The organism is Ruegeria sp. BB7, assembly GCF_056539365.1.
On sequence record NZ_JBQFUV010000002.1, the window covers coordinates 461,636 to 477,616 of the forward strand.

A 15,981-nucleotide genomic window follows, 5' to 3' on the forward strand; every position below is an offset into this window, starting at 1 on the left:
CTTAACCCTTTTCCATGTCTGGCGCGTCGACGGCCTTCATGCCGACGATGTGATAGCCCGAATCGACGTGCAGGTTCTCGCCGGTGACGCCACTGCTGAGATCGGACAACAGGTACAGTGCGGACTTGCCAACATCGTCGATGGTCACGTTGCGGCGCAGTGGCGAGTTATATTCGTTCCACTTCATGATATAGCGGAAGTCGCCAATGCCACTGGCGGCCAAAGTCTTGATCGGGCCGGCCGAAATCGAGTTCACGCGGATACCGTCCTTACCAAGATCCTCGGCTAGGTATTTCACCGATGCTTCCAACGCGGCTTTGGCAACACCCATCACGTTATAGTGCGGCATCACCTGTTCGGCACCGTAATAGGTCAGGGTCACGGCGCTGCCGCCGTCGGACATCAGCTTTTCTGCGCGCTTAACGACAGCGGTGAAAGAGAATACCGAAACATCCATGGTCAACTTGAAGTTGGCGCGGCTGGTGTCCAGGTAACGCCCCCTCAGTTCGTTCTTGTCGGAGAAGCCGATGGCGTGAACGATAAAGTCCAGCTTTCCCCATTTCTCTTCCAGTTCAGCAAACAAAGCGTCAATTGAGTCCTCGTCCCCAACGTCGCATGGCAGCACGATGTCGCTGCCGAGTTGTGCCGCCAGCGGATCAACGCGCTTTTTCAGCGCTTCACCCTGATAGGAAAAGGCCAATTCGGCCCCAGCTTCGGACAAGGCTTTCGAGATGCCCCATGCGATTGATTTGTCGTTTGCCAGTCCCATGATGAGGCCGCGTTTGCCAGCCATCAACTGATTAGACATGTGTGGTTCTCCGCCTGTCGTCGCAATGTGTTGCGTTGGTTTATGCCATTGGTAGCGCTGCATCAAGGCCGCGCGCTCTTGCCCGCGGCGGGTTCTCGCCCTAGGGTGGATATTAAAAGTTTCCGGGGGATGGAAATGACCGAACGTGACGGCATCTTTGCCGGCGACGATCCGTTTGAAATAGCGGGCCGGTGGCTGGCCGAGGCCAATGACAGCGAGCCGAATGACCCCAATGCAATTGCGTTGGCGACGGTAGACCCGGATGGTCTGCCAAATGTGCGTATGGTGCTGTTGAAAGAAATCGAACCCGCTGCGTTCGTGTTTTACACCAACTACGAAAGCGCCAAGGCGACCGAACTTGAGTCCGCAGGAAAAGCGGCTTTTGTAATGCATTGGAAATCATTGAGGCGACAAATCCGAGTTCGTGGTACAATAACACGGGAAAGCGGGCCGCAGGCGGATGAATATTATGCCTCGCGCTCGTTAAAAAGCCGTCTGGGAGCGTGGGCTTCAAAGCAGTCTCGACCCTTGAGTAGCCGAACTGCCCTTATGGCAGAGGTCGCGAAAGTAACTGCGAAGCTGGGACCAAACCCTCCGAGGCCGCCATTTTGGGGTGGATACAGGCTGGTGCCGTCCGAGATTGAGTTTTGGGCCGATGGTGCGTTTAGGCTGCACGATAGGTTCCAATGGCGCCGGGATGAGGTGGGCTCGGCTTGGGAAGTTCAGAGGTTGAATCCGTGATGTTCGCGTATCGTGAAATGCAACTAATAGGAAATAAAGAGTTTTTTCAGCTTGAAATTGCGAGCCAATCTCATACACATCGGACCCTTAACGAACTGTTAAAATTTGCGATGGGAATGCCGTGCCAGAAGACCTGAACAATATGTACCGCGTCCGTGGACACGTAAAATGGTTCGACCCCGCCAAGGGGTACGGATTTGTCGTGTCGGACGAGGGGGGTCCGGATATTCTGTTGCATGTGAACGTGTTGCGTAATTTTGGCCAAAGCTCGGTCGCGGATGGTGCCGGGATTGAGATCATGACGCACCGGACTGACCGTGGTGTTCAGGCGGTAGAGATTCTCAGTGTTGATCCGCCTGCGCGTACCGACTCAATGATGTTGGCAGATTTTGCCGAACTGGATCCGGTGGTCATTGCGGAAGCACCGCTAGAGGCCGCGCGGGTGAAATGGTTCGACAAAGGTAAGGGCTTTGGCTTTGCCAATGTCTTTGGTCGGGACGAGGACGTTTTCCTGCATATTGAGGTTCTGCGTCGATCCGGGCTTGCCGATCTGCAACCGGGTGAAGCGCTGGCTATGCGCGTCATTGACGGCAAGCGTGGTCGCATGGCGGCTCAGGTGCTGGCCTGGGAAGCGGCACTGGACGACTGATTCAACATGAAAAGATTCCTCGCGGTTCTTGCTGGTGTGACAATGCTTTGGACCGGAGAGGTTTTGGCTGAATGCAACGCTGAACGCGTCAATCTGCGTAACGACAAGACGCAAATCACCTTTAATGTAGAGTTGGCGATTAGTCGGGAAGACAGGGCGCGCGGATTGATGTTCCGTGAGTCGATGCCGAAACGTTCCGGTATGTTGTTTGTGTTTGATCCGCCGCAGCGGACTGCATTCTGGATGAAAAATACCCTGATTCCTTTGGATATCATTTTTCTGAATCGTGCCGGTTCGGTCGTCCATGTTCATGAAAACGCGATTCCCGGAGACGAAACACTTATCGAAGGTGGGGATTCGATCTTTGCAGTGCTTGAAATCAACGCAGGATTGGCTTCTCGATACCTGATCACGCCAGGAACACAGATGCAGCACGAAATTTTTTCGCAAGGTCCTGCAATTTGGCCCTGTTAGGGCTTTTCAAATCAGATTGTCATCGTTAGGAACAGCGCACGGTCCGGGGCGTGGCGCAGTCTGGTAGCGCACCTGTTTTGGGTACAGGGGGTCGTAGGTTCGAATCCTGCCGCCCCGACCACTTCTTTCTCTTATGTCGATGAACCACCCATCGCTTGGAAAAGCGCGCCAAGCGCTTTGTCCAATGCTTTGCTTTCTACTGGAACTTGGGCTGAAGGGCCGTTTTTGCGTGGCACGTTGAAGAACAGTTCAGCCTCAACGCGATAACCTGATGCGTTCTTGGTCGAGGTCATGCGCATCACGCTTTTAGGCAGGTCCTGCGGATATCCGCCGTAGTTGAGAATCAGATAGGCTGTAGTTTCTGGTGGCAGCAGTTCGGTGCATTCGAAAACCTGATTTTCGGTCTTTGTGAACTCTTCTCCCGGTCCATTGCACTCGATCTCGAACGCGTCGAAGAGTTGTTCAGGATAGCTGTCAAACTGTGCACTGCGCGTCGAAGGGGGCACATCTTGTGGTGTGCATGCCGTCATCAGGCTAAGCATTAGAGACCAGAAAAAGGCATTTCTCACGGTTGGGGCCCAGTTTTTGTCTATTTTCTGCATGCGGCCCCTTGGGTCTTTGCCCGATCGACTGTGACTTGATTCTCTTTGAGCCTAGCCATCTTACGTTGGGTTTATCAAATGCTGCTAACTCTGCTGAGAAAAACGGTTAATCCTGTTGGCGATTCAAGGGGCTGATGGGAATGCCTGGTGGATGAACCTGTGGAGGAATCGGAATCTCCGGTGCTGGATGGCCAGAAAACAATCGGGTCAACAAAAAAGATTTCAAAAATGACAGAAAAATGGCGTTGACGATCTATGGGTGAATACGCCAGATTGTATGGGCCGAATGTGGTGCCACTAAATCTGGTAGTAAAAGCAGAATAGGGCATAGGGCGAGGGTCGGAAAGCACATTAATTAAACGTGCAACCGTAAAGGCGGTTTTGCGCTGTTAGAGACAGCGCCTGATCGTTTGCGCCTTGAATTTCGGGCACGGCGGATGGGTTGCAAGAGCACCTTTGATGCCAAGGGACAAGTTGATTGAATCTAGGGCTGCGGACATGAAGATTGACAGGAAATTCACCAAATCGGGGCAAGACGCGTACGCAGAGTTGGACTTTGTTTCTGCAACGTCTGAGATTCGGAACCCGGACGGTACCATTGTCTTTCGCCTCGAAGAAATCGAAGTTCCAGCGAAATGGAGCCAAGTTGCAAGCGATGTTATCGCACAAAAATATTTCCGTAAAGCTGGGGTTCCGTCCGCTCTGAAAAAGGTGAAAGAGAAGGACGTTCCCGAATTTCTGTGGCGTTCGGTCCCGGCAGAAGGCGCTGAATTTGGTGGGGAAACCTCGTCGAAGCAGGTCTTCGACCGGCTGGCTGGAGCATGGGCGTACTGGGGTTGGAAAGGTGGTTATTTCTCGAGCGAGGAAGACGCGCGTGGTTACTTTGACGAGATGCGCTATATGCTGGCCACCCAGCGCGCCGCGCCGAACTCGCCGCAGTGGTTCAACACCGGTCTTCACTGGGCCTACGGAATCGACGGCCCCGCTCAGGGACACCACTATGTCGATTATAAAACCGGCAAGCTGACCAAATCGAAATCCGCATACGAACATCCGCAGCCACACGCGTGCTTCATCCAGTCTGTCGGCGATGATCTGGTCAACGAAGGCGGCATCATGGATCTGTGGGTGCGCGAGGCGCGCCTGTTCAAATACGGCTCGGGTACCGGGACCAACTTCAGCCATCTGCGTGCAGATGGCGAAGCGCTGTCGGGTGGCGGCAAGTCTTCGGGCCTGATGGGCTTTCTCAAGATCGGCGACCGCGCCGCTGGCGCGATCAAATCAGGCGGGACAACCCGTCGAGCAGCAAAGATGGTAATCGTCGATGCAGATCACCCCGACATCGAGCAATTCATCGAATGGAAGGTGATCGAAGAGCAGAAGGTGGCCTCGATCGTTGCCGGATCGAAGATGCACGAGAAGATGCTGAACGGCATTTTCGAGGCCATCCGCAGCTGGGACGGCGCGCAGGAAGACGCGTATGACCCCAACAAAAATGACAGCCTGAAGAAAGCGGTTCGCGACGCCAAAAAAGTTGCGATACCAGAGACTTACATCAAGCGCGTTCTGGATTACGCCAAGCAAGGCCACGACAGCATCGAATTCCCGACCTACGACACGGACTGGGATTCGGAAGCCTATAGCTCGGTCTCGGGCCAGAACTCGAACAACTCGATTCGCGTGACCAACGCATTTCTGACTGCCGTCGAGAAAGACGCCGATTGGGAGTTGATCAACCGTACCGATGGCAAAGTTGCCAAGACCGTCAAGGCGCGGGATCTGTGGGAAAAGGTAGGCCACGCCGCTTGGGCCTGTGCCGATCCGGGCATCCAGTTCCACGATACCGTAAACGAGTGGCACACATGCCCGGAAGACGGTGAGATTCGCGGCTCGAACCCGTGCTCTGAATACATGTTCCTTGATGACACGGCCTGTAACCTAGCGTCGATGAACCTGCTGACCTTCCTCAAGGATGGTGAGTTCCAGGCGGCTGACTACATGCACGCCTCGCGGCTGTGGACCCTAACGCTGGAAATCTCAGTGACGATGGCACAGTTCCCGTCGAAGGAAATCGCGCAACTGTCTCATGACTTCCGCACCTTGGGTCTGGGCTATGCGAACATCGGCGGTCTGCTGATGAACATGGGCTACAGCTATGACTCGGATGAGGGCCGGGCTATCTGTGGCGCGCTGACCGCGATCATGACCGGTGTGGCCTATGCAACCTCGGCTGAGATCGCCGGAGAGCTTGGCTCGTTCAAGGGCTACGAACGGAACGCCGATCACATGCTGCGCGTCATCCGCAACCACCGCCGTGCATCGCAGGGCGTGACCGAAGGTTATGAGAAACTGGCGGTGAAGCCTGTGCCTCTGGACCACGGCAACTGCCCAGACAAGCGTCTGGTCGATCTGGCCATGTCGGCTTGGGATGAGGCGCTGAGCCTCGGTGAGAAAAACGGCTACCGCAACGCACAGGCCACCGTGATCGCGCCAACCGGCACCATCGGACTTGTGATGGATTGCGACACCACCGGGATCGAGCCGGACTTTGCGCTGGTCAAGTTCAAGAAGCTGGCCGGTGGCGGTTACTTCAAGATCATCAACCGCTCGGTGCCGTCGGCGCTGGAAAAGCTGGGTTATTCCTCGTCTCAGATTGAAGAGATTGTTGGTTACGCGGTCGGCCACGGCACCATCGGCAACGCACCGGGGATCAATCACACCTCACTGACTGGCCATGGTTTTGGCCCGAACGAACTTGCCAAGGTTGACGCTGCGTTGGAAAGCGCCTTCGACATCCGGTTCGTCTTCAACCAATGGACGCTGGGCGAGGACTTCTGCACCGGTGTGCTGGGCATCCCGGCGACCAAGCTGAATGACCCGACTTTTGATCTTCTGCGTCATCTGGGCTTTACCAAAGCCGATATCGACGCAGCGAACGATCATGTCTGCGGGACGATGACGCTGGAAGGTGCGCCGCACCTGAAGGAAGAGCATTACGCCATCTTCGACTGCGCCAACCCGTGCGGCAAGAAAGGCAAGCGTTTCCTTGGGGTTGATAGCCACATCACCATGATGGCCGCAGCGCAGAGCTTCATCTCGGGTGCGATCTCGAAGACGATCAACATGCCCAACGACGCGACCATCGAGGATTGCCAGAAGGCCTACGAACTGTCGTGGTCGTTGGGTGTGAAGGCCAACGCGCTCTATCGTGACGGTTCGAAACTTTCGCAGCCTCTCGCGGCGGCGCTGGTCGAGGATGATGACGAGGCGGCAGAAGTTCTGGAAAGCGGATCGGCCCAGGAAAAAGCTGTCGTTCTGGCCGAGAAGGTGATCGAGAAGGTTGTGGTCAAGGAAATGATCCGCAGCCATCGCGAGAAGCTGCCGCATCGCCGCAAGGGTTATACCCAGAAAGCAATTGTTGGCGGCCACAAGGTCTATCTACGGACCGGTGAGTTCGAAGACGGCAAGCTTGGCGAGATCTTCATCGACATGCACAAGGAAGGCGCTGGCTTCCGGGCGATGATGAACAACTTTGCCATCGCGGTATCGGTCGGCCTGCAATACGGCGTGCCGCTGGAGGAGTTTGTCGACGCCTTCACCTTTACCAAGTTCGAACCGGCGGGGATGGTGCAGGGCAACGACTCGATCAAGAACGCGACGTCGATCCTCGATTACATCTTCCGCGAACTGGCTGTGTCCTATCTGGACCGCACCGATCTGGCCCATGTAAAGCCCGAAGGCGCAACCTTCGATGATCTCGGCAGGGGTGAAGAAGACGGTCTGCCTAATGTCTCGGAAATTAGTGAAAGTGCGGCGTCCAAGTCATTGGAAGTACTGAAGCAAATCAGTTCCACGGGGTATCTGCGCAAGCGGTTGCCGCAGGATCTGGCCGTGTTCAACGCGGGTCAGGTTGAATTGAACGGCATGGCTGAAACAGCGGCTGCATTCGAGGCTCCGGCAACGGAAACCGCTGTCGCAACAAGCATGGATGCCCGAACCAAAGCCAAGATGCAGGGCTATGAGGGCGATCCTTGCGGCGAATGCGGTAACTACACGCTGGTGCGCAACGGCACCTGCATGAAATGCAACACCTGCGGCGCGACCAGCGGGTGTAGCTAAGGCAAGCGCCCCGGCAACCCGGGGTGTAGGGACCAGGATTTCCCCCCGGACTTCCGGTCCCGACGAATACGGGGCAAGGCATAGCCTGAGACTTACCTCTGGGCGCCTTGCTTCACTCGGCCGACATGCCCGTGTTGGCCGGGAACAGGGTGGGGCGGAATATTTGCTCCCTCCCACTCTTTCACGGGGCGGGTGCGCTCGTCCCATGCGCAGTCCAGGCCGCAGGCAAAAAAATACCGGGCGGTCAACGAAATGAGCCTGGAAGGCGAAACTGACAGGGGGCTTCGGCCCCCTTCTTCTTTTTGCCCGAAATTGGATATCTGAGCAGAGGATTGCCTGAACAACCATGTTTCGTCGGGCAAGTGTTGCCGGCAAGGGTAAGGTGAATTTTGCCAAGCGGCTCGCCGCAAACGCGACTCTGTCAAACACGCGGAGATTGGCTCGAAAGCGGCTTGAGCACGCAATGCGGGTGACAGGGTAGGGGTTTACATTCTTTTTGATGCTTGTCCGGACGACCAAACGAACAAATTGAATCAGGAGGCATCACAATGAAACCGCAAACTCTGGCAACTCTGACCGCCCTTGCAATTGGATTGCCCGTGCTGGCCATCGCACAATCTGTAGCTGACGCAAATGGCGATGGTGTTTTGACCATCGAAGAGGTTCAGGCTGTATTGCCCGAAATGAATACAGACACATTTTCGGCGATGGACACAAATGGCGACGGCGCGTTGGATGAAGCAGAAATCGCTGTGGCTCAGGAAGCCGGGCTTTTACCAGCAAGTGATGGTTGATCACTCAAGGAAAGCGGCCAGATTTATTCTGGCCGCGTTTACGGGGAGTTATAATGGTAGGTGAATGTTAAATTTTTCCCGAAGCTCGGCGTCCAATAGCGGGTCGAACCGGGCCGGAGATGCTGTAGACAAAATCTCCTCCTTCCGTTTGATGGCCTTTTCGATCAGATCGGGTTTGCCTAGTTCCGCCCATTCCTTTGGTGAGGTGCGATCTCCGAAGTTGGGATAGACATAGTCCGCCTGCATCCGGCCGAGTGTTGCATCGGTGCCCAGATAGTGTCCCGGTCCGCCCATGCAGACCTCGGCAATCTGATCCAGTGCCAAAGTTTCATCCGTGACCTCAATGCCGCGCACGCAGCGTTGCGCCTGGCCGATCAAGTCATCGCTGAGGATCAGGCTTTCGTGGCAAAAACCCAGCAGTGAGGCGTGCATGCCTGCAGCTTCGTACACCATATTCAGTCCCGATAGGCCCGCCATGACGTTTGAGCACATCTGCTCCCAGCCGGCTTGCATATCAGGCAATTTTGAATCCGAGGCACCGGCAGCAGCTCCGCCCGGCAGATCGTAGAAACGGTGCATCTGGGCGCATCCTGCGGTCAGCAGGGCCTGCTCGCCAGATCCGATGGACATCGCGCCCGTGCGCAGGTCTAGACCAAAAGGCCAAGTGCCAAAAATTGCCGGAGCCCCTGGGCTTACAGCGTTTACATAAACCAAACCGGCAAGGCATTCCGCAGTGGCCTGAGTAATTGCGCCCGCGATTGTTGACGGCGCGGTGGCCCCAGCCATCCCGGCGGACAACAGCAGAACCGGCATTCCGGCTTTGATGCACTCCTCCATCACTTCGCAGCTTTCGGTTGCGAATTTCATCGGAGGCACGACAAAGCAGTTGGAGTTTGAAACGAAAGGCCGCTCTCGATACTTGTTTTCGCCACCTGCGATCATGTGGATCATCTCCATCGCGGGGGCCACATGGCTGGGTTCGGTAAACGATGTTCCGATATGTTTGAACGTGCCTGAGCAGGCGGCGTAGATCGTGTTCAGGTCCATCTCAAGGTTGTCTGGGATATCGCGACAAACCATAGGGCGCTGGACAAAGTGAATATTTTCCAACTGTTCGCAAATGCGGGCGGCATCGTGCAGATCCTGAACGGTCGAGTCACGGTATTCCTGCCCATGAACGTCGACCATGCTTACTGCTGCACCAGCGGTACCGTAGTGAACCTTTGTGCCCGACAGTTCGAGATCGGTTTTACCGTCCCGACTGTAGAGGGTGATTGTCCGATTGGCCTTGGCGATCGTGTCTTCAACCAGCGCGCGGGGGAACCGAATGCGGCCATCATCGCCAAGAATACACCCCGCGGCGACCAGATAGTCGATGCCGCTTTGGGGGGCATCCGCCAGACCAATTGTTTCAAGCGCTGTCAGAGCGGCTTGGTGGATGCGTTCGATCTGTGCGGGGGTCAGGACATTGAGAACGCCACCCTCCATGCCGGGGCGGACGGGGCGCAGATGCTCGGGCAGGGCAGTGGCGCGGGCAGCACGCCGCGCGGCGCGTCCACCGCTGCGGGATGTGGTGCGGGATTGATCGTTCATGGTTTGGATTCCGGAATTTGAGTGGGGACAGGGTGGCTTAGTTTACGCCCCCGATGGCCGCCCACGCGCGGCACGACCACGATCCGCACCGATAGTGCGGCTGACCAGTCGAATTTTCCAAACTTCGTTTTGCATAAAGCTCCTCACCTTATGAGCCGAAGTATTCCGCTGCGCACCTGTATATTCTGTTCTGTTTGCGACTAGGGTGCTCAAAAGCGAAGTGTAAATGGGAATGTCACACTGTTTTATATATCTGCATATTTTTTCCCAGATGAGGTAAAAAATTTGTTATAGTTTATTCACTTATTTTAAATTGGTTCCGGATCTAAATTGAATCTTAAGGATTTTGAGCCAGATTTCTAAGTTAACTTGACTTTAAAGACTGAAGCTGCGGCAATTGGTTTTTAGGAGAGATTAATGAAAGCCCTTAAGGCCCTCAGTTTAATAGCGTTTGTGTCGCTCGCGACACCGCTGCTGGCTGAGGATTGGTCGGGGGCTTATGCTGGTTTCAGCTTTGGATATGCAGATGCGGATGGGCCAAAAGGCTCGGGCGACGACGACCTTAGTTTTGGCCTTCATGCCGGATTCGATCGTGATTTCGGAAATTTTGTTCTGGGCGGTGAACTTGAATATAATCGCCTGTCCCTGGATCTGGGTGAGGGCAGCCTGGACAGTGTATCAAGCCTGAAAATTCGCGGTGGATATGATTTTGGTGCGGCGTTGGGCTACGTGGTGGTTGGTGCCGCCAGGGCCGACTCCACAGTTGATAACGACACGGCCGCCGTTTACGGAATTGGCGTCGCTTATCCTGTAAATGATCGTTTGATCATCAGCGGTGAAGCGTTGAGGCAGGAATTCGATGATGTCACCCGTTCGAACGGCACTTTGGACACCAGCATCTTTAACCTGCGGACATCGTTCCGCTTTTGAAGCCTGTCAAACCCTGGCAACGGTATTTTGGGCTAACTCTTTCGCCAATTCACATATTTTATTCAGGGCAGATTCGAACCTCTCGTCGTCGATTGTCATGGCCACCCGAATATGACCAGCGGCTGCAGCCCCGAAGCTTTCACCCGGCATCACTGCAATGGAATGAGTATCCAGTAGCGTATTGGCAAATTCTTCGCCGCTAAGGCCGGTGGCGCGGATGTCCAACATAACGTACATCGCGCCTTGCGCCGGAACCAACCCGACAGTGTTCTGATTGCTTAGGATGCTAACTGCGAGGGCACGCCGCCTGCGGAATGGCTCGGAGATTTTATCCTCCAACGAAGTACCAGCGTTCAAAGCAAAGCTTGCGGCGTCCTGAATAAATCCGGGAACCCCATAGGTCGTATGTGTCGCGAGGTTGATCAGATGAGATATCACCTCTTCCGGGCCAACGATCCATCCGCAGCGAGAGCCAGTCATGGCATGGGATTTGGACATCGAACCAACTACCAGGGTGCGTTCTTTCATATCAGGCAAAGTGCGTGGTGAGATGTGCTCACCGTCCCAGACCTGCGTATCGTAGACCTCATCCGAAATCAGCCACAGGTCGCGTTTCTGACAGACTTCGGCAACTCCTTCCAATGTCGGGCGCGAGTAGACCGCTCCGGTCGGATTATTAGGCGTGTTGATCAGCAAAGACACAGCGTCATTTGCGGCAGCCTCGATCTGTTTTGGCCGCGGTTGGAAGGCATCTTCGGCCGTGGTCTGGATCGCCCGAGCAGTTGCGCCACTGGCACGGATCGTACCGGGATAGGTGGCGTAGTAAGGATCGAGGTACAGGCCCACATTGCCCGGACCGCAAACGGCAACATGGGCGGCAAACAGAGCCGATTGGCCGCCGGGCGTGATCAGCACATTGTTGCGTGTGGTGGGGACACCGGTGCGAGCCTGCAGACGAGCGGCCACCGTGTCTCGTAATAGATCGGTTCCGGGAACCATAGCATATCCGGTGTGACCCTGCCGTGCCGAAAGGTCCATCGCCTCAAGAATCGACGGATCGGTGCGGATGTCGTGTTCTCCAATGGTCAACTCGGTCACGGCGTAGCCATCGCTGATCATCTGACGGGCACGATAGAACACATCCCAACCATCACTGCCACCTCCGGTCAGATGCGTGATGCAATGCGACAGCTTCATGGTCCACCTCCCATTGGTCTTGTGCGCAGACAGGGCCAGAGGAGTTGAGTAATGTCAATCAAAGTCGCTTGGACATACCTCAGCACTTGGCTCAGTGCGATCTGCGTGTTACTGGGTGGTTATGAACCCGATGACCTGCACCATTATTTGCTGCATTACCTGCTGATAGTTCAAGCGGGCCGGTTTCTTTCGTTTTCATCCCTGAGACAAGTTGCTAAGCCCGCGTCAACGCGAGAAGTTACGCTGTTCTTAGGAGCCAACCGATGACGACGATCAAACTGCACAACACAAGGACGCGGACGAAAGAGGATTTCGTGCCGATTAACGCCGATAATGTGCGGATGTATGTCTGCGGACCCACTGTTTATGATCGCGCTCATTTGGGTAACGCACGGCCCGTAGTGGTGTTCGATGTGCTTTACCGTTTGCTGCGGCATGTTTATGGCGCTGATCACGTGACCTATGTGCGGAACTTTACCGACGTCGATGACAAGATCAACGCAACCGCTCTGGCGCGTCAGAAGGCCGGTGCCGAGGGGACGTTGGAGCAGTTGGTCCAGGAACGTTCCGACGAGACCATCGGTTGGTACCTGCATGACATGGGCGCCTTGGGGGCGATGGAGCCCAATGAGATGCCACGCGCGACACAGTATATCGACCAGATGATCGCGATGATCGAAGGGCTGATCGAAAAGGGCCATGCCTACGCGGCTGAAGGCCATGTTTTGTTTGCTGTAGACAGCTGGAAAGAGCACTACGGAGCTTTGTCCGGACGTTCGGTGGACGACATGATCGCGGGCGCGCGGGTCGAGGTTGCTCCTTATAAGAAAAACCCGATGGATTTCGTGCTGTGGAAGCCCTCGACCGACGAACTGCCGGGGTGGGACAGCCCTTGGGGTCGGGGACGTCCGGGCTGGCATATTGAGTGCTCGGCCATGGCCTTTGAGTTGCTGGGTGAGAGCTTTGATATTCACGGCGGTGGTAACGACCTGATGTTCCCGCATCATGAAAATGAGATCGCCCAAAGCCGCTGCGCGCACCCTCATGGTGAGTTCGCAAAAGTCTGGCTGCACAATGAGATGCTACAGGTCGAGGGCAAGAAGATGTCCAAGTCGCTGGGCAATTTCTTCACTGTTCATGATCTGTTGGAACAGGGTGTTCCGGGTGAAGTGATCCGATTTGTATTCTTGCAAACCCATTACCGCAAACCAATGGATTGGACCGAGAAGAAGGCCCGCGAGGCCGAGTCGACGCTGCGCAAGTGGCGGGCGCTGACAGCGGGCATTGAGCCCGCCGCCAGCGCGGCGCCCGCGGTCATTGCTGCGCTGAGTGACGACCTGAACACAGCGGGCGCTTTGGCTGAACTTTACCGTTTGGCTGGAGATGGCGATGCGGCGGGGTTGCTAGCGAGTGCGCGAATACTTGGTCTGTTGTCGCCTGAAATGGGGGCTTGGGCAGACACAGCTTCGGTAGACTTGGCAGTTCATGCGGACCGACTGGCAGACGCGCGTGCCGTTGCGATGCAAAACAAGGACTTCTCTGAAGTGGACCGTCTGAAAGCCATCTATCTGGCGGCTGGTCTAGAGGTTCGCATGAGCAAGGACGGCGTTGAACTGGTGCCCGGTGCCGGTTTCGATGCCGCCAAGCTGGAGGAGGTGTGATGCCCAAGGAACGCCTCTACCTCTACGACACGACCCTTCGCGACGGACAACAGACGCAAGGGGTTCAGTTCTCGACCACTGAAAAGGTGCAGATTGCGCAGGCTCTGGACGAACTAGGCGTGGACTATATCGAAGGTGGCTGGCCCGGGGCAAACCCAACCGACAGCGCATTTTTTGATGTTGCGCCCAAGACTTCGGCGCGTCTCACCGCGTTCGGTATGACCAAACGATCGGGCCGTTCGGCTGAAAATGATGATGTGCTGGCCGCAGTGATGAATGCGGGGACGCAAGCGGTGTGTCTGGTCGGCAAATCGCATGATTACCATGTGACTCATGCGTTGGGCATTTCGCTGGATGAGAATGTCGAGAACGTGCGCGCCTCGGTCGCGCATATCGTGGGACAGGGGCGCGAAGCCCTTTTCGATGCCGAACACTTTTTCGATGGCTACCAGGACAACACCGGTTACGCGGTCGAGGTCTGCCGGGCCGCGCTGGATGCCGGTGCGCGTTGGGTTGTGCTGTGTGACACCAACGGTGGTGCGTTGCCGGCTGAGGTCGCCAAGATCGTCTCTGATGTAATCGCCGCAGGGTTGCCGGGGGATCGGCTGGGCATTCACACCCACAACGATACAGAAAATGCGGTGTCCTGTTCACTGGCCGCTGTCGACGCGGGCGCGCGCCAGGTTCAGGGCACATTGAACGGGCTGGGCGAGCGTTGTGGCAACGCGAACCTGACCGCATTGATTCCCACCTTGTTGCTGAAAGAGCCTTATGCGTCGTCGCTTGATATAGGTGTCAGTGCAGATGCTTTGGCGGGTTTGACCCGCATAAGCCGGATGTTGGACGATATCCTGAACCGGGTGCCGAGTAAGCAGTCCGCCTATGTCGGCGCGTCAGCTTTTGCCCATAAGGCGGGGCTGCACGCCAGCGCAATTCTCAAGGATCCGTCGACCTATGAGCATGTGGACCCTGCCTCGGTCGGGAATGCGCGAATCATTCCGATGTCTAACCAGGCGGGACAGTCGAATCTGCGAAAGCGCCTGACCGAGGCTGGGTTGGTCGTGGAAAAAGGCGACCCGGCGCTGGAACGCATTCTGGACCGGATCAAGCAGCGAGAGGCTGAGGGATATTCATATGACACCGCCCAAGCCAGTTTCGAATTGCTGGCACGCGATGAACTGGGACAACTGCCCGAGTTTTTCGAGGTCAAACGCTATAAGGTGACCGTTGAACGGCGCAAGAATAAGTACAACCAGATGGTCAGCCTGTCCGAGGCGGTGGTTGTCGTGAAGGTCGATGGTGAGAAGAAACTCTCGGTCAGTGAGTCCATGGACGAAAACGGCAATGATCGGGGGCCGGTGAACGCGCTGGCCAAGGCACTTTCAAAGGATCTGGGGCAATATTCCGAAATTCTGTCCGATATGCGGCTGGTCGACTTTAAAGTCCGCATAACGCAGGGTGGCACCGAGGCGGTTACGCGTGTCATCATCGACAGCGAAGACGGGCAGGGTCGCCGCTGGTCGACCGTGGGCGTCAGCGCGAACATAGTTGATGCCTCATTCGAGGCGCTGCTGGATGCGATTCAATGGAAACTGGTACGCGATTGCGGGTCGCATGCGGCGGTGGCTGAGTGACCGTGGAGTTCGACGACGACGTCAAAGCGTGCGCGTCACTGGTGCACCGTGCTGATCCGGATCGGTTTATGGCGGTAATGGCAGCGCCGGTGACGGTGCGACCATTGCTATTCCCGCTCTATGCGTTGAATGTCGAGGTCGCACGCGCTCCTTGGGTCACGCAAGAGCCGATGATAGCTGAAATGCGCCTGCAATGGTGGCGCGACGCGCTGCAAGAGATCGCCGAGGGTCAGGCTGTACGCAGACATGAGGTCGTGACGCCCCTGTCACAGGTTTTGTCACCACACTTGGCTGCCATGCTTGATGAATATGTGGCCGTAAGGCGCTGGGATATCTACCGAGATCCGTTTGAGGATGAGGCGCACTTCGACTCTTACATCAACCATAGTGCCGGATCTCTTATGGTCGCGGCGGCGCAAGTGCTAGGGACAGCGGACGAGGATGTGTTGCGCGATGTCGGTTACGCTGTTGGAGTGGCAAATTGGCTCCGAGCCATTCCGGACCTAGAGGCACGAGGCCGGATTCCGTTGCTGGATGGAACGCCCGAGGGGGTTCGGGCTTTGGCAGGACAGGCCCTTGACCGGCTCAAGCGTGCAAGGTCCAACGCATCAGGGATTTCGGCGAAAGCACGCCCAGCACTCTATGCCGGGTGGCAGGCTGATTGGATTCTGCGGCGGGCTGTTGCCAGACCGGAACGTGTGGCGGCTGGTGATCTAGCACAGGGTGAAATACGGCGCCGCTTTTCCCTGATGAGGACTGTGGCCAGCGGGCGTTGGTAG

Annotated in this window: 14 protein-coding genes and 1 tRNA gene; 11 read left to right on the forward strand and 4 right to left on the reverse strand. The window is 56.1% G+C overall.

Features of this window, described 5'->3' with window-relative positions:
- Position 1: 1 nt before the first annotated feature.
- Positions 2–808: an enoyl-ACP reductase FabI gene (gene fabI, locus ACR0D7_RS07465; RefSeq protein WP_480678456.1), complete on the reverse strand. Its 807-nt coding sequence runs from the start codon at positions 806–808 to the stop codon at positions 2–4.
- Positions 809–943: 135 nt separating this feature from the next.
- Here fabI and pdxH point away from each other — a divergent pair, with 135 nt between their 5' ends.
- From pdxH to ACR0D7_RS07485, 4 genes are all read left to right on the forward strand, one after another.
- Positions 944–1,549, forward strand: coding sequence for a pyridoxamine 5'-phosphate oxidase (pdxH, locus tag ACR0D7_RS07470; RefSeq protein ID WP_480678457.1), 606 nt, complete (start codon positions 944–946; stop codon positions 1,547–1,549).
- Between the two features lie 142 nt (positions 1,550–1,691).
- Complete coding sequence (locus tag ACR0D7_RS07475; RefSeq protein WP_174818975.1) at positions 1,692–2,198, forward strand: cold-shock protein; 507 nt, start codon at positions 1,692–1,694, stop codon at positions 2,196–2,198.
- A 6-nt stretch (positions 2,199–2,204) separates the two neighbouring features.
- Positions 2,205–2,672, forward strand: a complete 468-nt coding sequence (locus tag ACR0D7_RS07480; protein ID WP_480678458.1) for a DUF192 domain-containing protein — start codon at positions 2,205–2,207, stop codon at positions 2,670–2,672.
- 44 nt (positions 2,673–2,716) lie between these two features.
- Positions 2,717–2,793, forward strand: a tRNA-Pro gene (locus ACR0D7_RS07485).
- Positions 2,794–2,803: 10 nt separating this feature from the next.
- On the opposite strand, the gene ACR0D7_RS07490 is transcribed toward ACR0D7_RS07485, so the two are convergent.
- Complete coding sequence (locus tag ACR0D7_RS07490; RefSeq protein WP_480678459.1) at positions 2,804–3,274, reverse strand: hypothetical protein; 471 nt, start codon at positions 3,272–3,274, stop codon at positions 2,804–2,806.
- A gap of 498 nt (positions 3,275–3,772) precedes the next feature.
- On the opposite strand from ACR0D7_RS07490, the gene ACR0D7_RS07495 reads away from it, so the two are divergent.
- The gene (locus ACR0D7_RS07495) at positions 3,773–7,393 is read left to right on the forward strand and encodes a vitamin B12-dependent ribonucleotide reductase (protein ID WP_480678460.1); all 3,621 of its coding nucleotides are present in this window, start codon (positions 3,773–3,775) and stop codon (positions 7,391–7,393) included.
- 548 nt (positions 7,394–7,941) lie between these two features.
- Positions 7,942–8,187 carry an EF-hand domain-containing protein gene (locus tag ACR0D7_RS07500; RefSeq protein ID WP_480678461.1) on the forward strand — a complete coding sequence of 82 codons (246 nt, stop codon included), beginning with the start codon at positions 7,942–7,944 and terminating at the stop codon, positions 8,185–8,187.
- 48 nt (positions 8,188–8,235) lie between these two features.
- Here the strand turns inward: ACR0D7_RS07500 and ACR0D7_RS07505 are convergent, their stop codons facing one another.
- The gene (locus ACR0D7_RS07505; protein ID WP_480678462.1) at positions 8,236–9,780 is read right to left on the reverse strand and encodes a trimethylamine methyltransferase family protein; all 1,545 of its coding nucleotides are present in this window, start codon (positions 9,778–9,780) and stop codon (positions 8,236–8,238) included.
- Positions 9,781–10,197: 417 nt separating this feature from the next.
- Here ACR0D7_RS07505 and ACR0D7_RS07510 point away from each other — a divergent pair, with 417 nt between their 5' ends.
- The gene (locus ACR0D7_RS07510; RefSeq protein WP_480678463.1) at positions 10,198–10,710 is read left to right on the forward strand and encodes an outer membrane protein; all 513 of its coding nucleotides are present in this window, start codon (positions 10,198–10,200) and stop codon (positions 10,708–10,710) included.
- Between the two features lie 6 nt (positions 10,711–10,716).
- Here the strand turns inward: ACR0D7_RS07510 and ACR0D7_RS07515 are convergent, their stop codons facing one another.
- Complete coding sequence (locus tag ACR0D7_RS07515) at positions 10,717–11,907, reverse strand: pyridoxal phosphate-dependent aminotransferase (RefSeq protein WP_480678464.1); 1,191 nt, start codon at positions 11,905–11,907, stop codon at positions 10,717–10,719.
- A gap of 51 nt (positions 11,908–11,958) precedes the next feature.
- On the opposite strand from ACR0D7_RS07515, the gene ACR0D7_RS07520 reads away from it, so the two are divergent.
- Genes ACR0D7_RS07520 through ACR0D7_RS07535 form a run of 4 tightly spaced genes read left to right on the forward strand, consistent with a single transcriptional unit; the run spans position 11,959 to position 15,981 of the window.
- Positions 11,959–12,174 carry a hypothetical protein gene (locus ACR0D7_RS07520; protein ID WP_480678465.1) on the forward strand — a complete coding sequence of 72 codons (216 nt, stop codon included), beginning with the start codon at positions 11,959–11,961 and terminating at the stop codon, positions 12,172–12,174.
- Positions 12,171–13,568 (forward strand): cysteine--tRNA ligase, encoded by a 1,398-nt coding sequence (gene cysS / locus ACR0D7_RS07525; protein ID WP_480678466.1) that lies wholly within the window; start codon positions 12,171–12,173, stop codon positions 13,566–13,568. The genes ACR0D7_RS07520 and cysS overlap by 4 nt, the downstream gene beginning before the upstream one ends.
- On the forward strand, positions 13,568–15,202 hold the full coding sequence (gene cimA, locus ACR0D7_RS07530; RefSeq protein WP_480678467.1) for a citramalate synthase: 1,635 nt from the start codon (positions 13,568–13,570) through the stop codon (positions 15,200–15,202). Before cysS ends, cimA begins: the two co-directional genes overlap by 1 nt.
- Positions 15,203–15,204: 2 nt before the next feature.
- On the forward strand, positions 15,205–15,981 hold the full coding sequence (locus tag ACR0D7_RS07535) for a squalene/phytoene synthase family protein (RefSeq protein ID WP_480678542.1): 777 nt from the start codon (positions 15,205–15,207) through the stop codon (positions 15,979–15,981).

Coding starts and splice junctions, on each gene's coding strand:
- fabI (WP_480678456.1), bottom strand. CDS start 808: ATGTCTAATCAGTTGATGGCTGGCAAACGCGGCCTCATCATGGGACTG.
- pdxH (WP_480678457.1), top strand. CDS start 944: ATGACCGAACGTGACGGCATCTTTGCCGGCGACGATCCGTTTGAAATA.
- ACR0D7_RS07475 (WP_174818975.1), top strand. CDS start 1,692: ATGTACCGCGTCCGTGGACACGTAAAATGGTTCGACCCCGCCAAGGGG.
- ACR0D7_RS07480 (WP_480678458.1), top strand. CDS start 2,205: ATGAAAAGATTCCTCGCGGTTCTTGCTGGTGTGACAATGCTTTGGACC.
- ACR0D7_RS07490 (WP_480678459.1), bottom strand. CDS start 3,274: ATGCAGAAAATAGACAAAAACTGGGCCCCAACCGTGAGAAATGCCTTT.
- ACR0D7_RS07495 (WP_480678460.1), top strand. CDS start 3,773: ATGAAGATTGACAGGAAATTCACCAAATCGGGGCAAGACGCGTACGCA.
- ACR0D7_RS07500 (WP_480678461.1), top strand. CDS start 7,942: ATGAAACCGCAAACTCTGGCAACTCTGACCGCCCTTGCAATTGGATTG.
- ACR0D7_RS07505 (WP_480678462.1), bottom strand. CDS start 9,780: ATGAACGATCAATCCCGCACCACATCCCGCAGCGGTGGACGCGCCGCG.
- ACR0D7_RS07510 (WP_480678463.1), top strand. CDS start 10,198: ATGAAAGCCCTTAAGGCCCTCAGTTTAATAGCGTTTGTGTCGCTCGCG.
- ACR0D7_RS07515 (WP_480678464.1), bottom strand. CDS start 11,907: ATGAAGCTGTCGCATTGCATCACGCATCTGACCGGAGGTGGCAGTGAT.
- ACR0D7_RS07520 (WP_480678465.1), top strand. CDS start 11,959: ATGTCAATCAAAGTCGCTTGGACATACCTCAGCACTTGGCTCAGTGCG.
- cysS (WP_480678466.1), top strand. CDS start 12,171: ATGACGACGATCAAACTGCACAACACAAGGACGCGGACGAAAGAGGAT.
- cimA (WP_480678467.1), top strand. CDS start 13,568: ATGCCCAAGGAACGCCTCTACCTCTACGACACGACCCTTCGCGACGGA.